At 70.6% G+C, this 17,942-nt stretch carries 20 protein-coding genes; 4 read left to right on the top strand and 16 right to left on the bottom strand.

Annotation, left to right across the window (positions count from 1 at the left end):
- Positions 1-10: 10 nt before the first annotated feature.
- Genes AC0Z36_RS20025 through pyrR form a run of 3 tightly spaced genes read right to left on the bottom strand, consistent with a single transcriptional unit; the run spans position 11 to position 2,849 of the window.
- A complete protein-coding gene (locus AC0Z36_RS20025) occupies positions 11-1,297 on the bottom strand; it encodes a dihydroorotase (protein ID WP_485464333.1) in 1,287 nt (428 codons plus the stop codon).
- Positions 1,294-2,262, bottom strand: coding sequence for an aspartate carbamoyltransferase catalytic subunit (locus AC0Z36_RS20020; RefSeq protein WP_485464332.1), 969 nt, complete (start codon positions 2,260-2,262; stop codon positions 1,294-1,296). Before AC0Z36_RS20020 ends, AC0Z36_RS20025 begins: the two co-directional genes overlap by 4 nt.
- A gap of 2 nt (positions 2,263-2,264) precedes the next feature.
- On the bottom strand, positions 2,265-2,849 hold the full coding sequence (gene pyrR, locus AC0Z36_RS20015) for a bifunctional pyr operon transcriptional regulator/uracil phosphoribosyltransferase PyrR (RefSeq protein WP_485464331.1): 585 nt from the start codon (positions 2,847-2,849) through the stop codon (positions 2,265-2,267).
- 570 nt (positions 2,850-3,419) lie between these two features.
- Here pyrR and bldD point away from each other — a divergent pair.
- Both bldD and AC0Z36_RS20005 read left to right on the top strand, forming a co-directional pair.
- Positions 3,420-3,920, top strand: a complete 501-nt coding sequence (gene bldD / locus AC0Z36_RS20010) for a transcriptional regulator BldD (RefSeq protein ID WP_485464330.1) — start codon at positions 3,420-3,422, stop codon at positions 3,918-3,920.
- 388 nt (positions 3,921-4,308) lie between these two features.
- A complete protein-coding gene (locus tag AC0Z36_RS20005; protein ID WP_485464368.1) occupies positions 4,309-4,863 on the top strand; it encodes a TetR/AcrR family transcriptional regulator in 555 nt (184 codons plus the stop codon).
- 77 nt (positions 4,864-4,940) lie between these two features.
- On the opposite strand, the gene AC0Z36_RS20000 is transcribed toward AC0Z36_RS20005, so the two are convergent.
- Complete coding sequence (locus tag AC0Z36_RS20000) at positions 4,941-6,341, bottom strand: LacI family DNA-binding transcriptional regulator (protein ID WP_485464329.1); 1,401 nt, start codon at positions 6,339-6,341, stop codon at positions 4,941-4,943.
- 267 nt (positions 6,342-6,608) lie between these two features.
- Here AC0Z36_RS20000 and AC0Z36_RS19995 point away from each other — a divergent pair, with 267 nt between their 5' ends.
- Together AC0Z36_RS19995 and AC0Z36_RS19990 are read left to right on the top strand one after the other, a co-directional pair.
- Positions 6,609-6,920: a hypothetical protein gene (locus tag AC0Z36_RS19995; protein WP_485464328.1), complete on the top strand. Its 312-nt coding sequence runs from the start codon at positions 6,609-6,611 to the stop codon at positions 6,918-6,920.
- Positions 6,921-7,251: 331 nt separating this feature from the next.
- Positions 7,252-7,749, top strand: a complete 498-nt coding sequence (locus AC0Z36_RS19990; RefSeq protein WP_485464327.1) for a MarR family winged helix-turn-helix transcriptional regulator — start codon at positions 7,252-7,254, stop codon at positions 7,747-7,749.
- 71 nt (positions 7,750-7,820) lie between these two features.
- Here AC0Z36_RS19990 and AC0Z36_RS19985 read toward each other — a convergent pair whose 3' ends face one another.
- The 12 genes from AC0Z36_RS19985 to AC0Z36_RS19930 all read right to left on the bottom strand — a co-directional run bounded on the left by AC0Z36_RS19985 (position 7,821) and on the right by AC0Z36_RS19930 (position 17,702).
- The gene (locus AC0Z36_RS19985; protein WP_485464326.1) at positions 7,821-8,171 is read right to left on the bottom strand and encodes a DUF202 domain-containing protein; all 351 of its coding nucleotides are present in this window, start codon (positions 8,169-8,171) and stop codon (positions 7,821-7,823) included.
- Positions 8,172-8,254: 83 nt separating this feature from the next.
- A complete protein-coding gene (locus AC0Z36_RS19980) occupies positions 8,255-8,611 on the bottom strand; it encodes a YidH family protein (RefSeq protein ID WP_485464325.1) in 357 nt (118 codons plus the stop codon).
- 99 nt (positions 8,612-8,710) lie between these two features.
- A complete protein-coding gene (nusB, locus tag AC0Z36_RS19975; RefSeq protein ID WP_485464324.1) occupies positions 8,711-9,148 on the bottom strand; it encodes a transcription antitermination factor NusB in 438 nt (145 codons plus the stop codon).
- A complete protein-coding gene (gene efp, locus AC0Z36_RS19970; protein WP_485464323.1) occupies positions 9,148-9,714 on the bottom strand; it encodes an elongation factor P in 567 nt (188 codons plus the stop codon). Before efp ends, nusB begins: the two co-directional genes overlap by 1 nt.
- 55 nt (positions 9,715-9,769) lie before the next feature.
- Positions 9,770-10,855 (bottom strand): M24 family metallopeptidase, encoded by a 1,086-nt coding sequence (locus tag AC0Z36_RS19965; RefSeq protein WP_485464322.1) that lies wholly within the window; start codon positions 10,853-10,855, stop codon positions 9,770-9,772.
- Between the two features lie 121 nt (positions 10,856-10,976).
- Positions 10,977-11,411 carry a type II 3-dehydroquinate dehydratase gene (aroQ, locus tag AC0Z36_RS19960; RefSeq protein WP_485464367.1) on the bottom strand — a complete coding sequence of 145 codons (435 nt, stop codon included), beginning with the start codon at positions 11,409-11,411 and terminating at the stop codon, positions 10,977-10,979.
- Positions 11,412-11,440: 29 nt separating this feature from the next.
- On the bottom strand, positions 11,441-12,547 hold the full coding sequence (aroB, locus tag AC0Z36_RS19955) for a 3-dehydroquinate synthase (RefSeq protein WP_485464321.1): 1,107 nt from the start codon (positions 12,545-12,547) through the stop codon (positions 11,441-11,443).
- A 55-nt stretch (positions 12,548-12,602) separates the two neighbouring features.
- A complete protein-coding gene (locus AC0Z36_RS19950) occupies positions 12,603-13,097 on the bottom strand; it encodes a shikimate kinase (protein ID WP_485464320.1) in 495 nt (164 codons plus the stop codon).
- Positions 13,098-13,190: 93 nt separating this feature from the next.
- The gene (gene aroC / locus AC0Z36_RS19945) at positions 13,191-14,375 is read right to left on the bottom strand and encodes a chorismate synthase (protein ID WP_485464319.1); all 1,185 of its coding nucleotides are present in this window, start codon (positions 14,373-14,375) and stop codon (positions 13,191-13,193) included.
- 370 nt (positions 14,376-14,745) lie between these two features.
- Positions 14,746-15,444, bottom strand: coding sequence for a prepilin peptidase (locus AC0Z36_RS19940; RefSeq protein ID WP_485464318.1), 699 nt, complete (start codon positions 15,442-15,444; stop codon positions 14,746-14,748).
- A 194-nt stretch (positions 15,445-15,638) separates the two neighbouring features.
- Positions 15,639-17,204, bottom strand: a complete 1,566-nt coding sequence (locus AC0Z36_RS19935) for an alpha/beta hydrolase (protein ID WP_485464317.1) — start codon at positions 17,202-17,204, stop codon at positions 15,639-15,641.
- 93 nt (positions 17,205-17,297) lie between these two features.
- Entirely contained in the window at positions 17,298-17,702 is a 405-nt protein-coding gene (locus AC0Z36_RS19930; RefSeq protein WP_485464316.1) for a hypothetical protein, read from the bottom strand.
- Positions 17,703-17,942 lie beyond the last annotated feature (240 nt).

Here is a 17,942-nt window from a genome sequence, read left to right as displayed (position 1 = left end):
TGCGGCACAGTCACTGGAGCTTCCCGTCGATCACCGTCGGTACGCCGCGCAGGAAGGTCGCCATGACCCGGCCGGGCAGTTCCATGCCGGTGTACGGGGTGTTGCGGCTGCGCGAAGCGAGTTCGGACGGATCGACGGTACGCCGTGCGGCCGGGTCGACCAGCACCAGGTTTGCGGGCTCACCGACGGCGATCGGCCGTCCATGGCCGGCCAGCCGGCCGATGACCGCGGGGCGCACCGACATGCGGTCGGCGACCTGCTCCCAGGTCATGCGCCCGGTGTCGACCATCGTGAGCTGCACGATGGGCAGGGCGGTCTCCAGGCCGAGCATGCCCATGGCCGCCTGCGCCCATTCGCAGTCCTTGTCCTCCGAAGGGTGGGGCGCGTGGTCGGTCGCGACGGCGTCGATCGTGCCGTCGGCCAGGCCCGCGCGCAGCGCTTCCACGTCGGCGGCGGTGCGCAACGGCGGGTTGACCTTGAAGATCGGGTCGTACGTGCGGACCAGTTCGTCGGTGAGGATCAGGTGGTGCGGGCAGACCTCGGCGGTGACGTTCCAGCCCTTGGCCTTGGCCCAGCGGATGAGCTCGACCGAGCCGGCCGTGGAGACGTGGCACACGTGCAGCCGGGAGTCGACGTGCCCGGCGAGGAGGATGTCGCGGGCGATGATGGCCTCCTCGGCGACCGCCGGCCAGCCGCGCAGGCCGAGCTCGCCGGAGACGACACCCTCGTTCATCTGGGCGCCTTCGGTGAGGCGGGGCTCCTGGGCGTGCTGGGCGACGACGCCGTCGAACGCCTTCACGTACTCCAGGGCACGGCGCATGATGACCGCGTCGTGGACGCAGTGGCCGTCGTCGGAGAAGACCCGGACGCGGGCGGCGGAATCAGCCATCGCGCCGAGTTCGGCGAGCTGCTCGCCGGCGATGCCGACGGTGACCGCGCCGACGGGGATGACGTCGCAGCGCCCGGTCTCCTGGCCCAGGCGCCAGACCTGCTCGACGACGCCGGCGGTGTCGGCGACGGGGAAGGTGTTGGCCATGGCGTGGACGGCGGTGAAGCCGCCCATCGCGGCGGCGCGGGTGCCGGTCTCGACGGTCTCGGCGTCTTCGCGGCCCGGCTCGCGCAGGTGGGTGTGCAGGTCGACGAGGCCGGGGAGGAGGACGTGCCCTTCAGCGTCGATGACGAGGGCGTTGCCGGCGGTGAGGCCGGTGCCGATCTCCTGGACGACTCCGTCGGAGATGAGCACGTCCTGTGGGTCGCCGCCCAGGACGCGGGCGTTCTTGATCAGGTACGTGCTCACTGGTTGTTCTCCTCGGAGGCGGTGGTGATGGCGGGTTCGGAGCCGCCAAGGAGCAGGTACAGCACGGCCATCCGGACGCTGACGCCGTTGGTGACCTGTTCGACGATGGTGGAGCGGGCCGAGTCGGCGACCTCGGCGGAGATCTCCATGCCGCGGTTCATCGGGCCCGGGTGCATCACGATGGCGTGCTCGGGGAGCATCGCCATGCGGCGGGCGTCCAGGCCGTAGCGGCGGCTGTACTCACGCTCGGTGGGGAAGTAGGAGGCGTTCATGCGTTCGCGCTGGACGCGCAGCATCATGACCGCGTCGGCTTTGGCGAGCGATCCGTCGAGGTCGTAGCTGACGGTGCAGGGCCAGTTTGAGACACCGATGGGCACGAGGGTGGGCGGGGCGACCATGGTCACCTCGGCACCCAGGGTGTTCAGGAGCAGCACGTTGGAGCGGGCCACGCGGCTGTGCAGGACGTCGCCGACGATGGTGATGCGGCGGCCGTTGAGGTCGCCCTTGCCGCCGTTGAGCCGTCGTCGCATGGTGAAGGCGTCGAGCAGGGCCTGGGTGGGGTGCTCGTGGGTGCCGTCGCCGGCGTTGACGACGCTGCCGTGCAGCCAGCCGGACTCGGCCAGGCGCTTGGGGGCGCCCGAGGCGTGGTGCCGCACGACGACCGCGTCGGCGCCCATCGCCTGCAGGGTGAGCGCGGTGTCCTTGAGCGATTCGCCCTTGGAGACCGAAGAGCCCTTGGCGGAGAAGTTGATGACGTCCGCGGACAGACGCTTGGCGGCCGCTTCGAACGAGATGCGCGTACGGGTCGAGTCCTCGAAGAAGAGGTTGACGACGGTGCGGCCGCGCAGGGTGGGGAGCTTCTTGATCGGGCGTTCGGCGACGTGCGCGAGTTCCTCGGCGGTGTCGAGGATGAGCAGGGCGTCGTCGAGGGTGAGGTCGGCTGCCGAGATCAGGTGGCGTTTCATGGTCAGTTCTCCGATCCGGCCGTACGGACGCCCAGGTTGACCGCGTCGCGACCGTCGTATTCGGCCAGTTGGACCTTGACGGTCTCGGCCTTTGACGTGGGCAGGTTCTTACCGACGTAGTCGGCGCGGATGGGCAGCTCGCGGTGGCCGCGGTCGACCAGCACGGCCAGTTGGACCGCGCGGGGACGCCCTATGTCGTTGACCGCGTCGAGCGCGGCGCGGATCGTGCGCCCGGAGAACAGGACGTCGTCGACCAGGATGACCAGGGCGTCGTCGATGCCCCCGGCCGGGATCTCGGTGCGCTCCAGTGCGCGGGCGGGCTTGAGGCGCAGGTCGTCGCGGTACATCGTGATGTCGAGTGAGCCGACGGGGACCTTGGTGCCCTCGATCTGGGTGAGGCGTTCGGCGAGCCGGCGGGCGAGTGCTACACCGCGGGTGGGGATGCCGAGCAGGACCACGTCGCCGGCACCCTTGGTGCGTTCGACGATCTCGTGGGCGATCCGGGTGAGTGCCCGGTTGATGTCGGCCTCGTCGAGGACGGGCCTGGAGGTGGACGGGTCCAGCTCTCCGGTCATGGGTGACGTCATAGTGACGCGGACTCCCTTCCCCGCCTCACTGGACGGGCTTAAAAGGACGCCTGGGTATGGTTCCGACCATATCAGCCGACCGCGGCGGGCCTGCGGCCGGGCTCGGCGGGCCACCGGTCCGTACGGGGCGTCTCCGTACTGTCCGGATCCGCACTGCCGGGACTTTCAGGATCCCACTGCCGGGACTTTCGGGATCCCACTGCCGGGCCTGTCCGGATCCACACGGGCGGACGGGAAATCCGGGCGGCGTCCGCCGACGAAAACAGTCGCGAACCGGTGATCAATGTTACGAATCTGACCGAAAATTGCGTCTTCGAGAGCTGAATATGTGGCTTCCGGTGGAAATTGTGGGGTAAGTCGCTGACCTGTTCGGCTTGACGGACCCAAATTACTCTGCGTAACCTCACTATCAGTTACCGCCGGGGCGTACTGCGTCCGCCCGGTCGACAGCGGGTCCGGCACCGATGCCGGAGTCCCGCGCGACCGGTGGCGTAACCCACCCAACGGGTCCGGTCACTCGGGGCACCGTCCGATGGGTTCTCACAGTCAGTCACCTTCGTTGGGAGACAGATGTCCAGCGACTACGCCAAGCAGCTCGGGGCCAAGCTCCGCGCCATCCGGACACAGCAGGGCCTGTCCCTGCACGGGGTGGAGGAGAAGTCCCAGGGCCGCTGGAAGGCGGTCGTGGTCGGCTCGTACGAGCGCGGCGACCGCGCCGTCACGGTGCAGCGCCTCGCCGAGCTCGCCGACTTCTACGGCGTCCCCGTCCAGGAGCTCCTGCCGGGCAGCACGCCCGGCGGTGCCGCGGAGCCGCCGCCGCGCCTGGTGCTCGACCTCGAGCGCCTGAGCTCGGTTCCGGCCGAGCAGGCCGGCCCGCTGCAGCGGTACGCGGCCACAATCCAGTCGCAGCGCGGCGACTACAACGGCAAGGTGCTGTCGATCCGCCAGGACGACCTGCGCACCCTCGCCGTGATCTACGACCAGTCACCCTCGGTCCTGACCGAGCAGCTGATCGGCTGGGGCGTCCTGGACGCCGACGCACGCCGCGCGGTGGACTCCGACGAGGCGTAAGCAGGGCAGCTGAAGCACACAGCAGGGGCCGGAAGGGTTGATCACCCTTCCGGCCCCTGCTTTTGGACCTCCTTACACCCGGTGTGCGATCTCGCCGCCGGCCAGCGGAGGCCCACGGGATGCGGAACCGGTGGGGGCTTCGACGGTCGGCGGGGTCAGCCAACCTCCCCCTCGGGGCTAGGACTTCGAATTACGGTCAAAAGCTTTGAATACTATTCAAAGTCTTTGACGGTCCCACCCCGGTCAAGGGCGTGTCTGAGACTCGCCTTGTATTTGATTGACGTTCAAAGTTGAGGCCGGACCCGGTAGCGTCTGCACGCGATACGTCAAGAAAGGCGGGGTACGGGTGTCCACACTGCGCAAGGACGGTCGGCTGGCCCGCGAGCGGATGCTGGAGGAAGCCGTCGCGTCGATCGCCGAGGGCGGTCTCGCCGAGCTGACGATGGCGGGCCTCGCCCAACGCCTGGGCACCAGCGGCGGCCACATCCTGTATTACTTCGGCAGCAAGGACCATCTGCTGCTCGCCGCACTGCGGTGGAGCGAGGACCAGATCGCGGAGGAGCGCGCGGCGCTGCTGGCCCGGCGCGTCAGGCCGCCGCGGAAGCTCGACCTGTTCCTCGGCCTCTACCTGCCGCGTGGTCCGCGCGATCCGCGCTGGATGCTGTGGATAGAGCTGTGGGCGCGCACCGCGGGGAACGACGAACTGCGCAGCGCCCAGGAGGAGATCGACGAGAGCTGGCAGGCCGACCTGGTGCGGATCATCACCGCCGGGCGGTCCCAGGGCGTGTTCGTGTCGGACGACCCGGCGGTCGACGCCTCGGACCTGCGCGCGCTGCTCGACGGGCTCAGCACCCGGGCCGTGCTGGGCCTGGGCGGGACGACCCCGGACGTGGCGCTGGCCGCCGCGCGGCGCGCGGCGGCCAGACTGGCACCCCCCGGGTAGCCGGAGTTCCCGGGGGGCCTCCGTATGTGGAGGGTCGCCGGGACGGGCCCGGGGGGCCTCCGTACGCTAAAGGTTCCTCAAGCGGACTCGCGGACCACGGTCCGCGGCTTGACCACCATGTTCTCGTAACTGCCCAGGTCGTGCCCGGCCATCAGGGCGCTGAGCGCGTCCGCCGCGCCCGACCCCATCGAGCGGGTGTGCATCGCCACGGTGGTCAGCCGGGGCCACACCATTTCGCACAACGGCAGGTTTCCGGCACCCATCACCGCGATGTCGTCGGGTACCGTACGGCCGCACTCGCGCAGCGCGGAGATCAGCATCAGCGCGAGGTCGTCGCTGCCGGCGAACACCGCCGTGGGCGGTTCGGGCATCCGCTCCCAGTCGTAGATGGCCCGCAGGAGCGACTCGTGGTCGGCGGCGACGTCGAACCGGAGGAGTTGCACCCCGGAGGCCGCGGACTGTTCGGCCGCGCCGGTGTAGCGGTCCTCGCAGATCGACGCGAGCGGCCCCGACGGGACCAGGCAGGCCACCCTGCGGTGCCCGCGGGACACGAGGTGGCGCAGCGCGAGCGCGCCCGTGTCCTTGTTGTCGAAGATTGCCGTGGGTACGCCGGGATGCGCTTTGCCGCCCCATGCGAAGATCGCGCCGACTCCGGCGTTGCGCAGCACTTCCAGTGCGCCGCCGTCCAGGCGTTCGGCCTCGACCATGATCCCGCGCGGTCTCAGCGCGGCCCAGACCCGGGCGGCGTCCGGGCCGCGCGAGCCGCGGTCGCCGTGGATGAGCAGGTTGAGGTCCTGCCTGGCCAGCGATTCGGTGAGTTCGTCGATGAACGCTTCGAGGAGCTGCCCCATGGGCTGCAGCGGCAGCGGGAACAGGACGACGTCGCTGTGCCCGGAGCGCAGGGAGCGGGCCGGAGCACTGGGCGCGTAGCCCAGTTGCTTCACCGCGGCGAGGACCCGGTTGCGGGTGGTCTGGCTGACCCGCGCGCCCGGGGAGGAGTTGAGGACGTAGCTGACGGTGGAACGGGAGACGCCCGCGGCCCTGGCGACGTCTGCGCTGGTGGGTGGCTTGTCGAGGCGGCGCCGGGTCAGGTTGGGACCGGTTCTGGGCTCGTCCTCCGACGCCACCGACTCCGCTGCGGCCGCCTCCGACGCGGCCGCCTCCGACGCCGCACCTTCCGGTGGCTGCGCTGTCGCCCCTCTCCCTATTCGGCCGGCCCACGGCTCCTCCGCCGGCGCGTCCTGCGGCGCGTCGGCGGACGGTTCCGAGAACGCGGGCGTGACTCCGTCGCCGCTCACCACCCGGTCGTCCCGCGCCGGGTCCCCGGCACCGTCCTGCGTCGGCTGCCCCGCCCTGCCTGTGCCGGTCATCGCGCGCCCCACCCCGTCTCCGTCCCCGTCCGCCCGGTGCGGTCGCGGTCCTGCCGCCTCCACCTTGGCGGTTGCCGGTGCGCCCTCGCTACTGTCACGTGTAACCATGTATCGCCTCCTGCACTCTCAGTCGCCACCACTCCACCCGCCCCCACCGACAACAGCCGGTCGGGACACCGGTTCTGACGGATCATCACCCAGGCGGCGCGGAAGATCCAGATCTTCAGTGGTCACCCAGCCACCCTTCCGCGCCCAGGGTCGAAAGCCGGACCCAGGACTCGTCCATCAGCTCCACGAAAAGATCTGATCCGGCGTCAGGGCGTTCGGCCCAGCGGCCCAGCGGTCGAGCGGTCGAGCGGTCGAGCGCAGCACCGCGTGGAAAAGATGCACGCCGAGGGCCGGCCGCGGGTCGACGGCCGGGTCGACACCCTGCCGCCCGGCGGTCTCGACGACCAGACGGCGCTCCGACTCCAGCGCCCCGCGCGGCGACGCCGCCAGGAGCACCGGGTTGGCGTCGATCAGGCTGCGGGTGCGCAGGTGATTGTCAAGGCTTCGGACGCGACGTTCCTGGACGGTATGCACACGGCCTTCACGATCAGCGCGGGCGCGATGCTCTGCATGATGGTCCTCGCGTACTTCGTCAAGCCCGGAGAGGTGCGCGAAGGCGCGGTCGCGGTGCACGTGTAGGCCTGACGCCAGTGGAGCGGTCGGCACGGGCCGGACGGCTGGCAGGTTGGACAACTGGCACCGGTCGGACGGGCCGGAGCACACGCGGGACAGCAGACGGTGGGGCGGTCGGGGGTATCCCGGCCGCCCCGCTGTCGTCCGTGCGCATTGTTTTCCGTTGGCCGCTCTTGGTTCCTCTTGAATCCCTTTGAACCCCCGTGGTCCCCCACGGCCACCTACTGCCACCTACTGCCACCTGCGGCCACCACGGCCCCGCTGTCATCCGCAATCTCCCCTGCGGAAAAAAGCCAGTCAGGTCCCCTGACTAAAACTAGACAGGTATTCTGACCGGGTGCAAGAGCATTCAGACCACACGGACACCGCCCGGGGCGCTGAGCTGGCCACTTTGCTGGTCGGCGCGGTGCGCGGGATCAGCAGCACGTTCACCGCGAGGATGGCCGCCGCCGGATTCTCGGACGTACGTCCCACCCACGGCTTCGCCCTCACCCTCATCGGCGACAAGGGCACCACCGCCACCGAACTGGGCCGCCGCCTGGGCATGACCAAGCAGTCAGCGGGCGAGGTGGTCACGCACCTGGCCCGGCACGGCTACGTCGACCGCACTCCCGACCCCGCTGACCGGCGGGCCCGGCTGATCACGCTGACTCCGCGCGGAACGGACTGCGCGAAGATCATCTGGGGCGAACTGGCCGCGTTCGAGGACATGTGGCGCGAGGCGGTGGGGGCCGAGCGGCTCGGGGACATCAAGTCCGGGCTGCGCTCCGGGCTGCGCACGATGCACAAGGGGGTGCCGGAGGGGATGAGCCAGGCGTGGTGGTGGAACGCCTGAGGGCCGCCTTCTCGGCGATCATGCCGAAACGTGTCCTTCAGCATGATCGCCGGGGCTTCCGGCGCGACCGCTCACCCAGCGCCCAGTACTACACCCCCCGCCAGCACCGCCCCGACCGTCAGCGCCGCCACCAACCCCAGGTGCACGCCCCCGGCCACTGGTCTGCCCTCCCGTACAGCACGGTCCACAGCCCGGCGCCGCACCAGGCCGCACACATAGACCACCCCCGCCCCGGCCAGCACAAACGCGCCAGGCAGGAGGTACGGCCACCCGCCGGTCCGCTCTCCGGCGTGCAGCAGCAGTCCGCCGTTCGCCGCAAAAGCCATGGCTGTACGGGACCAGGCCAGGCGGGTGCGCTCCGGCTGGAGACCGGGGTCGGTCGGCGCCCGGGGGCGGGTTGCCCAGCTGGTGCGGTCAGGCATCAGGGCCGCTGAACCGCACGGTCACGCATCGTGGCCACCCCCGCGGCAACGTGCACCCGGCCCCGCCCCAGTACCAGTCCATCTCAGTGCACAACCATGAGCACAACCACACCCACAACCACCACGACGAGTCCCCCGGACAGCACCAGCGGCAGCGACGACACCGGCAGCGCCCGCCCCAGCCGCATCGCCCGCTCCGTGCGGTACCACCGCCCGTACGATGTCCCGGCGACCACCAGTGCCAGCGCGACCAGTGCCAGCCCCAGTACCAGCCGCTGCGTCCGCGGCGCGAGGTCCGGCACCAACTGGACGACCGCCACTCCCCCGGCAAGGAGCGACAGCGCGGTCCGTATCCACGCCAGGAACGTGCGCTCGTTCGCCAGTGTGAACCGGTAGTCGGGTTCGTCGCCCGTATCGCGCAGCCTTCGTCGGGAGATCACGGCCCCGAGGGTACACAGGGATACGCGGAAGCCCCGCTGGAACCTTCCAGCGGGGCTTCCGTGGCAGAACCGGCCTACTACCAGGCCTGCTCCGCGGACTTACTCCTGCGGACGCAGCAACGTCGGCTTGAGGTCCTTGATCTTGGCGAGCATGCCGTTGACGAACGCGGGCGACTCGTCGGTGGAGTACTCCTTGACGAGGTCCACCGCCTCGTCGATAGCGACCGCGTCGGGCACGTCGTCGGACCAGAGCAGCTCGTACACGCCCAGGCGCAGCACGTTGCGGTCGACCGTCGGCATGCGGTCGAGCTCCCAGTCCACGGCGTACGTCGCGATGATGTCGTCGATGCGCACGTGGTGCTTCTGCACGCCTTCGATCAACGTCATGGTGTACTCCGCGACCTGCGGCGCGTCGTCCTCCTTGCGGACCCGCGCCACCCAGTCGGCGAGCACGAGCTCCGGTTCGGTGCCGCGCTGGTCGGCTTCGAAGAGGATCTGCAGCGCCCGCTGGCGGGTCTTCGTCCGGGCACCGGCCACTAGTTGTTCACGCGGCCCAGGTAGTCGCCGGTGCGGGTGTCGACCTTGACCTTCTCGCCCGTGGTGATGAAGAGCGGCACGCCGATGTCGTAGCCGGTCTCCAGCGTCGCCGGCTTGGTGCCGCCGGTGGAGCGGTCGCCCTGGACACCCGGCTCGGTGTACTGGATGACGAGCTCGACCGAGGTCGGCATCTCGACGTACAGCGGCGAGCCCTCGTACATCGCGACGGTCGCGGTGAAGCCCTCGAGGAGGTACTTGACCGCGTCGCCGACCGTCTTCGGGTCGATGTTGATCTGCTCGAACGTCTCCGCGTCCATGAAGACGTAGTCGGTGCCGTCCTTGTACGAGAACTGCATGTCGCGGCGGTCGACGCTGGCCGTCTCGACCTTCACGCCGGCGTTGAAGGTCTTGTCCACGACCTTGCCGGACAGCACGCTCTTGAGCTTGGTGCGGACGAAGGCGGGGCCCTTGCCAGGCTTGACGTGCTGGAACTCCACGACGGACCAGAGCTGGCCACTGTCGAGCTTGAGGATCAGGCCGTTCTTGAGATCGTTGGTCGAGGCCACGAGTGCGGAATCTCCTGCGGTGAGGTCGTGTGACGTACGGAATGCCGGGTCGCCATTACAGGACCAGCAACTCTTTGGTCGTGATAGTGAGGAGCTCGGGGCCGCCGTCTGTGGAAGGCCGCACCACGAGGGTGTCCTCGATCCGGACGCCGCCGCGGCCTGGGAGGTAGACCCCGGGTTCGACGGTGACCGGCATGCAAGCGTCCAGCTTACCGCTCGCTGCGGGACCGATGAACGGGTCCTCCCGGACGGCAAGTCCGACGCCGTGCCCGGTGCCGTGCGGGAAGAAGTCGCCGTACCCGGCCCGCTCGACCACCGCGCGCGCCGCGGCGTCCACGGCGGCGGCCTCCACCCCGGGCGTCAAGGCCTGCCGGCCGGCCTTCTGTGCGGCGAAGACGAGCTCGTAAAGCTCGATCTGCCAGCCCGCCGGTTCGGCTCCTATGACAAACGTCCTGGTCGCGTCGCCGTGGTAGCCGCGGTAGACCGCGCCGAAGTCGATCTGGAGGAAGTCGCCGTCCTCGATCCGCCGGTCGCCGGGGCGGTGCCCTGGCAGCGCGGTGTGCGGCCCGGAGGCGACGATGGTGGGGAACGACGGCCGCTCGGCACCGTGGTCGGCCATGCGCCGCTCCAGCTCCATCGCGATATGTCTTTCCGTACGGCCGACAAGGATTGATTCGACCATCTCGCCCAGCGCCTGGTCACCGATCTCACAGGCGATCCGCAGGTTGGCGATCTCTTCCTCGTCCTTGACTTTGCGCAGCTCTTCGACGGCTCGGCCCAGCGAGGTGAGCCCGGTCCCGCCGGCGACCGCTTCCAGCGCGCGGTAGAGCTCGACCGTCAGGTCCTGCTCCTCGACCGCCAGCCTTCCGGCCCCGGCTTTCGCGGCGCGCTCGACGAGCGTCACGGCCGGTTGCCGCGACTCGACGACTTCCAGGTCGGGTGCCTGTTCACGGGCCTGGTCCAGACTGCTCCGGCCGGTCGCCAGGACCGGCCCGTCAGCAGCCACCAAGAGCGCTCCGGTGCCGGTGAACCCGGTCAGGTAGCGGACGTTGACCGGATCGGTGATCAGCGACGTCCCGGCCCCGCCCGCAGCCGTGCGGGCCCGCAGGCGGTCGCGTCGTACGACATGGGTCTCGGGCATGCTTTCACCTTACGGCGGAGGCTCAGAGCGTGCCTCTTGAAGATCACGGTGACTGGAATCCTGATCATCCACGGGGAATGATCAGGATTCCGGTCACCGTGGTCCTGCGGCCTCGGAAAAGCTACAGCTCCTGCGCCAGCGCCCGCAGCGCCAGCCGGTACGACCCGATCCCGAAGCCCGCGATCGTGCCGCTGGCCACCGCCGCGACGACACTGTTGTGCCGGAACGTCTCGCGCGCGTACGGGTTGGAGATGTGCACCTCGATGAACGGAGCGGTGCGCTGCGCGACCGCGTCCCGCAGTCCGTACGAGTAGTGCGTGAACGCGCCGGGGTTCATGACGACGGGGATCTTCCCGTCGGCGGCCTCGTGCATCCAGCGGATGATCTCGCCTTCGTCGTTCGTCTCCCGTACCTCGACGTCGAACCCGAGTTCGGCGCCCACCGCGGCGCACGCGGCCACGAGGCCCTCGTACGACGTAGCGCCGTACACGTCCGGCTCGCGACTGCCGAGCCGTCCCAGGTTGGGCCCGTTCAGCACCAGGACCCTGGTCGCCACAACAGGCGCTCCGCCCTTTGCCCCGCCGGTCACTTGGACACCTCGCCGTACGCCGCCACCAGCAGGGACGGGTCCGGAGCCTCCAGGATCACCGGCTTGCCGATGCCGTCCAGGACCACGAAGCGCAGCAGGTCGGCGCGCGACTTCTTGTCCAGGCGCATGTTCTGGAGCAGCTTGGGCCACGCGTCGGCCTGGTAGGCCAGCGGCAGGCCGAGCGAGGAGAGGATGTCGCGGTGCCGCTGCACCGCGGCGTCGTCCAGGCGTCCGGCGAGGCGGCCCAGTTCGGCGGCGTAGACCAGGCCGATGCTGACAGCGGCGCCGTGCCGCCACTTGTAGCGCTCGTTCTTCTCGATCGCGTGTCCGAGAGTGTGCCCGTAGTTGAGCATCTCCCGGCGGCCCGACTCCTTGAGGTCGCCGGACACCACCTCGGCCTTGACCCGGATCGAACGCTCGATCAGCTCAGTGGTGTGCGGCCCGTCGAACCGCGCGGCACCCGCGGGATCAGCTTCGATCAGATCAAGGATGACCGGGTCGGCGATGAACCCGGCCTTGACGATCTCGGCCATGCCGCTGATGTAGTCGTTGCGCGGCAGCGTCTCCAGCGTGCCCAGGTCCGCCAGGACGCCGGCCGGCGGGTGGAACGCGCCGACGAGGTTCTTGCCCTCGACGGTGTTGATGCCGGTCTTGCCGCCGACGGCCGCGTCGACCATGCCGAGCAGAGTGGTGGGGACGGACACCCAGCGCACACCCCGCAACCAGGTCGCCGCGACGAACCCGGCGAGGTCGGTGGTCGCGCCGCCGCCGATGCCGACGATCGCGTCGGAGCGGGTGAAGTTGGTCTGTCCCAGGACGGACCAGCAGTACGCCGCGACCTCGACCAGCTTGGCCTCTTCCGCGTTCGGCACCTGGATGACGATGGCTTCGAAGCCCTGCTCGGCGAGGTCGTCCCGGACGGCCCCGGCGGTCGCGGTCAGCGCCTCGGGATGGATGACGGCCACCTTGCGGACCTGCGGGCCCAGGATCCCGGCGAGCTCACCGAGCAGGCCGGTGCCGATGACGACGTCGTACGGGGACGTCCCGTCGACCGTGCCCTTTTCCGGGCCGACTGTGATCCGGATGGGTGCTGCCTCGCTCATGCTTTCCTTCTCTGTCTGGGTGCCTTCATCCGCCGTCGACCGTCCGCCGCGTCGGTTACAGTGCCGCGTCGACCGCCGCGGCGACCTCCCCGGGGGTACGGCCGCCGGTCCGCACCGTGAGTGTGGCCACTTCCGTGTACAGCGGACGCCGGTGCTCCATCAGTTCCCGCCACAGCGCACGGGGGCTGCCGATGAGCAGCGGCCGCGGGGCGTCGAGCCCGACCCGGCGGACCGCGTCGGCCAGTTCGACATCGAGGAACACGACGGTGTGCGCTTTGAGCAGCGCGCGGGTGCCGGGGTTCAGGACGGCCCCGCCGCCGAGTGCGAGGACACCTTCGTGTTCTGCCAGAGCCCCCTTCACCGCTTCGTGTTCGAGCGTACGGAAACGCTCTTCGCCTTCGTCGACGAAAATGTCCGCGACACGCTTCCCGGCTGCCGCCTCGACTGCCGCGTCGGTGTCGAGGAAGCCGACCCCGTGCAGTGCCGCGAGGAGTTCACCGACGGTGGTCTTACCCGCGCCGGGCGGACCGACGAGGACAACACGGGGCATGGGAACACTCCTGGTTTCAGCGGGCGGACCGCAACGGTCCTGGGGTTTGCGGGACACTTTTTGCCCCGGAAACCCCAAGACCGTCACAGCGTGCTATTTGATGCGCAGGTTCCCGGTGTAGGAGCGCACATTGCGGCGCGTCTCCTCCACCGAGTCGCCGCCGAACTTCTCCGTAACAGCGTCCGCGAGGACCAGAGCGACCATCGCCTCCGCGACGATTCCCGCAGCCGGCACCGCGGCGACATCCGAGCGCTGGTGGTGCGCCTGCGCGACCTCGCCCGTACGCACATCGACCGTCGCGAGCGCGCGCGGCACCGTCGCGATGGGCTTCATCGCCGCACGGACCCGCAGCACCTCACCGGTGGACATGCCACCCTCGGTGCCGCCCGAGCGGCCTGAGGTCCGGCGGATACCGTCGGGGCCGTTCACGATCTCGTCGTGCGCCTGCGAACCGCGCACCCGCGCCAGCTCGAAGCCGTCGCCGAGTTCGACGCCCTTGATCGCCTGGATGCCCATCAGCGCGGCGGCCAGGCGGGCGTCGAGGCGGCGGTCCCAGTGGGTGTAGGAGCCCAGGCCCGGCGGCAGGCCGTACGCCAGGACCTCGACCACGCCGCCGAGAGTGTCCCCGGCCCCGTGCGCGGCGTCCACCTCGGCGACCATCGCGGCACTGGCCGCGGTGTCGAGGCAGCGCACCGGGTCGGCGTCCAAGCGCGCGGTGTCGGCGAAGACGGGGATGAGGCCGGACGGGGCCTTGGCCGCACCGAACTCGACCACGTGGCTGACGATCTCGACGCCCGCGACCTCCTTGAGGAAGGAGGACGCCACCGCGCCGAGCGCGACGCGGGCGGCGGTCTCCCGGGCGCTGGCACGCTCCAGGACCGGCCGGGCCTCGTCGAAGCCGTACTTCTGCATGCCCGCCAGGTCGGCGTGCCCGGGGCGCGGCCGGGTCAGCGGCGCGTTGCGCCCGAGCCCGTCCAGGACCTCCTGGTCGACCGGGTCGGCCGACATGACGATCTCCCACTTGGGCCACTCGGTGTTGCCCACCATGACCGCGACGGGGCTGCCCATCGTCAGGCCGTGCCGGACGCCGCCGAGGAAGGTCACCTCGTCGCGTTCGAACTTCATCCGCGCGCCGCGCCCGTAGCCGAGCCGGCGGCGGGCCAGCGCGTCAGCGACGAGGTCGGTCGTCACGGGAACACCGGCGGGCAGGCCCTCCAGGGTCGCGACGAGGGCGGGGCCGTGTGATTCGCCCGCGGTCAGCCAGCGCAAGTTGCCCATTGGGTTTTCCTCCAGTGCGGCCCGGACCGTGGCATACGGAGTGCGTCCGGGAGTCCGGGGCGATCCTTTCATGTCGTACGGCACGCTGCTGCCGCGAGTCCGTTATCTGATACCGGGCTCCAAGCGCCGGCGTTGTCCTCCTGTCCCCGTCGCTCCGCTCCGGAGCCACACGGCGCCAACACGTCGCCCGGCGAAAACCGCGACCTCCGGCCGCGCTCCCCCGCTATCACTCGGTCGCTGATACCGGGCTCCAAGCGCCGGCGTTGTCCTCCTGTCCCCGTCGCTCCGCTCCGGAGCCACACGGCGCCAACACGTCGCCCGGCGAAAACCGCGACCTCCGGCCGCGCTCCCCCGCTATCACTCGGTCGCTTCAGCTGAGCACCGCGGCCAGCCGGTCTCCGGTCAGCACCCCGCCGAACGCGCCCGCCAGCATCCACGGGCCGAAGGGGAGTTCGGTGTCGCGCCGGGCCCGGCGGGTCGCCAGGAGCACGACCGCGGCCAGTCCGGCGAACACGAAGGACAGGCACGCCCCGACGACCAGCACGGCCCAGCCGAGCCAGGCCAGGTAGAGGCCGAGGACCACGGCGAGTTTCACGTCGCCGGGGCCGAGGCCGCCGCGGCCGAGCACGGCGAGGCACAGGTGGTAGGCGCCGAGGGTGGCCGCGCCGTACAGCCCGCGGACGTAGGGTCCGAAGTCGCCGAGTGCCAGGGACTCCATGCCGAGCAGGGTCAGGCCGGTGAGCAGGCACACGAGCGTGACCACGTCGGGCAGGCGCAGCGCGTGCAGATCGACGATGGCCAGGACCACCCCGGCGGCGGCCAGGACGAGGAACGCCATGAGGTCGAGTCCGGGACCTATCCGCCACGCAAGCAGCGCGAACACGACAGCGGTCAGCATCCCCAGCGGGAGCGCCCGGAAAGGGGACGTCGTACGGGGGACGTCGCGCGCGCGTGGCGGCCCCCCCGCGGTCAGGAGCCTGGCGGGCCACGGCGCCGCCGCGCCGGCGGCGAACCCGAGCAGCGCACACAGGGTGACGAGACCGGACAACCCGGTGATGGCGGTGAGCACGGAGCAGACGATACGGCGGATCACCGGGTGATCACCGTCCGTTGTCCACAGGGCGGACCATGCGGTGTTATTTCCTGACCGGCGTCGGACCCGGCCTGTGGAGAAAGGGTTCCGCCTGAAGGCCTGGCGGCCCGGCGGGCGGACGGCCCGGGCAGCCGGTCCTTACGGTCGACCCGGGCCGGCCGGACACCGCGTCAGGAACCGGCCGGCACCCCGATCCGCTCCGCGCCGTCGGTCACTCCGGCCACGGTGCCGCCGGAGCGCGCCGTGGACCTGGTGGTGCCCGTGGCCGGGGGTTCGTCCGCGCAGACCGTGCCGGGGCGGGGGACGGTGAGCCCGGTCAGGTACGCCGTGACGGCCGTGTGCGCGCACGCGCTGCGCCCGAAGGCCGTGTGCCCCTCCCCCCGGAAGGTCAGCAGCACCGCGTTGTCCAGCGTCCGGGCGAGCGTGACCGCGTCCTGGTAGGGGGTGTCCGGGTCGCCGGTCGTGCCGACGACCAGGATCGGCGCGGATCCGGCCGCGGTGTAGGGCCCTGTGTGGCGGCTGGTGCGCGCGGCGGGCCACTGCGCGCAGGCGGTGGCGTGGTTGTGGTCGTACGTGGGCGGTCCGTACGCCATCGCCGGGCCCAGGAGCGGGGCCGCGTACGCCGCGCCGGTCAGCCGGTCCTCCAGCTTCCGTACGTCTTCCGGGAAAGCCCGGTCGACGCATTCGACGACCACGTTCGGGGTCAGGAAGTCGAACGAGGCGGGGGACGGCGGCCGGAGCAGGAAGGACTCCGGGTCGCGTTGTGCGGCCCGGCGCAGCGCGTCGGCGAGGGCGGGCCACAGCGCCCGGCCTTCGTTGAGGTTGAACATCAGCCGGTAGGCCAGGGTGAAGCCGTCGGCCTGGCCCACCGGTTCGGCGTCGAGGCTGCGGACCAGCCGGTCGAACGCGGCCCTGGGGCCACCTGACGCACCGTAGCTGAACGCGGACCAGTCGAGGAAGCGTCCCATCGCGCCGTCGAGGGCGAGGTACTGCGCGCGGTCGTAGTCGTAGGGCCGGTCCGCGTACCCGAGCGGGTCGTACGCGCCGTCCAGTGCCATCGCCCGGACCCGGCCGGGGAACAGATCGGCGTAGACAGTCCCTACATACGTACCGAACGACCTTCCGTAGAAGGTGAGTCGCTCTTCACCGAGGGCTTCGCGCAGGACGTCGACGTCGCGGGCCGCGTAGCCGGTCCCGACGAACGGCAGCAGGTCACCGGAGTTGCGTACGCACGCCTCGTCGAACTCCGCCGCCTCCTTCAGCGCCGGGCCGAACGCCGCGGCACCCGGCTGCCCCTTGGCCTGGGCGACCGCCTTGCTGTAGCGCGCGTCGTCCCAGCACTCCAGCCTCGAACTGCGGCCGACGCCACGCGCGTCGTACCCGACCACGTCGAACCGGTCGCGGAGTTCCCGCGGCAGGTCGGCGTAGTTGCCGCGGGCGAAGTCCACTCCGGAACCGCCGGGTCCGCCCGGGTGGAGGAGCAGTGTGCCGATCCGGTGCGCCGGGTCGGCCGCGGGTCTGCGGACGACGGAAAGGCCGAGTGCGCGGCCGCCGGAGTCCCGGTAGTCCAGTGGGACTTGCACGGTCGCGCAGTCGAAACCACCGCCGCATGACGCCCACTGCGTCGCCTCCTCCGCGGCCGTGGCCGGCGGGAGGGCGAACACGGTCAGTGCCACCGCTCCTGCCAGGGCGCAGCCGCGCCACGCCTTGCCGTGCAACCGTCGTGTACGTGTCACTCGCACTGCCGTTTTTCCCGTCGTCGCCGTAGCGACGATCGCATCACGCGGAGTCCGGGAACCGACGGCGGTCGGCACGGCGCGTCCGGGTGGTTACGGTGTGCGGTCCGTCCCCTGCTGGCCGAAGGGGTTCGCCCCCCGGTACGGGTCCTGGCCGGCGGCCGGCTGCGTGGGATACCCCTGTTCGGGGCCGCCCTGCGGGAACGGGTTGCCGCCGTGCGCGTCAGCGGTGGGCGCCGGCGGCATGCTGCCCGCGAAGGGGTTGCTCCCGACTCGGACCCCGGTGTAGTCACCGGTGGCCAGTGCCCGGGTCAGCCGCTTCTTGTGGATGTAGCCGCGGATCTTGAAGAAGACGACCAGTGCGACCAGTCCGACGGCGAAGATGATCTGCGCCTCGTTCGCGATGCTGTCGGGCAGCAGGGCGACGAAGATGTTGGAAAATATGTCCCAGACGAAGCCTCCGAGCCCGGCTTCTGATGTCTCGATAGTGCTGTTCACGAAAAAGTTCCCCCACGGGACAGCGGTTGTCGTCGGCGCAGAAGTTTAGGGGAAGTCCAAGGCTGGGGTCGCTGTTTGTGCGTGCCCCTGACCACAGTGGAGGGGCCGCGGGGGGGGGGGCCCGGGGGGGGGGGCGGGGGGGCCCCCCCCCCGCCCCCCCGCGCGGTCGGGGGCGGGTGTGGGTGAGACCAAATGAGGGGGGGTGAAAAAAACGGCCCCGCCCGGGTCGAAATCCCCCCG

This window comes from Kitasatospora sp. UYEF31, assembly GCF_057291755.1.
Note: the sequence above shows the minus strand (reverse complement) of the source record. Positions and strands in the feature narration are given on the sequence as shown.

Excerpts from the sequence above, each read along its gene's own strand:
- AC0Z36_RS20005 (WP_485464368.1), top strand. The coding sequence starts at position 4,309 with ATGCTGGAGGAAGCCGTCGCGTCGATCGCCGAGGGCGGTCTCGCCGAG.
- AC0Z36_RS19950 (WP_485464320.1), bottom strand. The coding sequence starts at position 13,097 with ATGCCCCGTGTTGTCCTCGTCGGTCCGCCCGGCGCGGGTAAGACCACC.
- bldD (WP_485464330.1), top strand. The coding sequence starts at position 3,420 with ATGTCCAGCGACTACGCCAAGCAGCTCGGGGCCAAGCTCCGCGCCATC.
- pyrR (WP_485464331.1), bottom strand. The coding sequence starts at position 2,849 with ATGACGTCACCCATGACCGGAGAGCTGGACCCGTCCACCTCCAGGCCC.
- AC0Z36_RS20020 (WP_485464332.1), bottom strand. The coding sequence starts at position 2,262 with ATGAAACGCCACCTGATCTCGGCAGCCGACCTCACCCTCGACGACGCC.
- aroB (WP_485464321.1), bottom strand. The coding sequence starts at position 12,547 with ATGAGCGAGGCAGCACCCATCCGGATCACAGTCGGCCCGGAAAAGGGC.
- aroC (WP_485464319.1), bottom strand. The coding sequence starts at position 14,375 with ATGGGCAACTTGCGCTGGCTGACCGCGGGCGAATCACACGGCCCCGCC.
- AC0Z36_RS20000 (WP_485464329.1), bottom strand. The coding sequence starts at position 6,341 with ATGGTTACACGTGACAGTAGCGAGGGCGCACCGGCAACCGCCAAGGTG.
- AC0Z36_RS19985 (WP_485464326.1), bottom strand. The coding sequence starts at position 8,171 with ATGCCTGACCGCACCAGCTGGGCAACCCGCCCCCGGGCGCCGACCGAC.
- AC0Z36_RS19965 (WP_485464322.1), bottom strand. The coding sequence starts at position 10,855 with ATGCCCGAGACCCATGTCGTACGACGCGACCGCCTGCGGGCCCGCACG.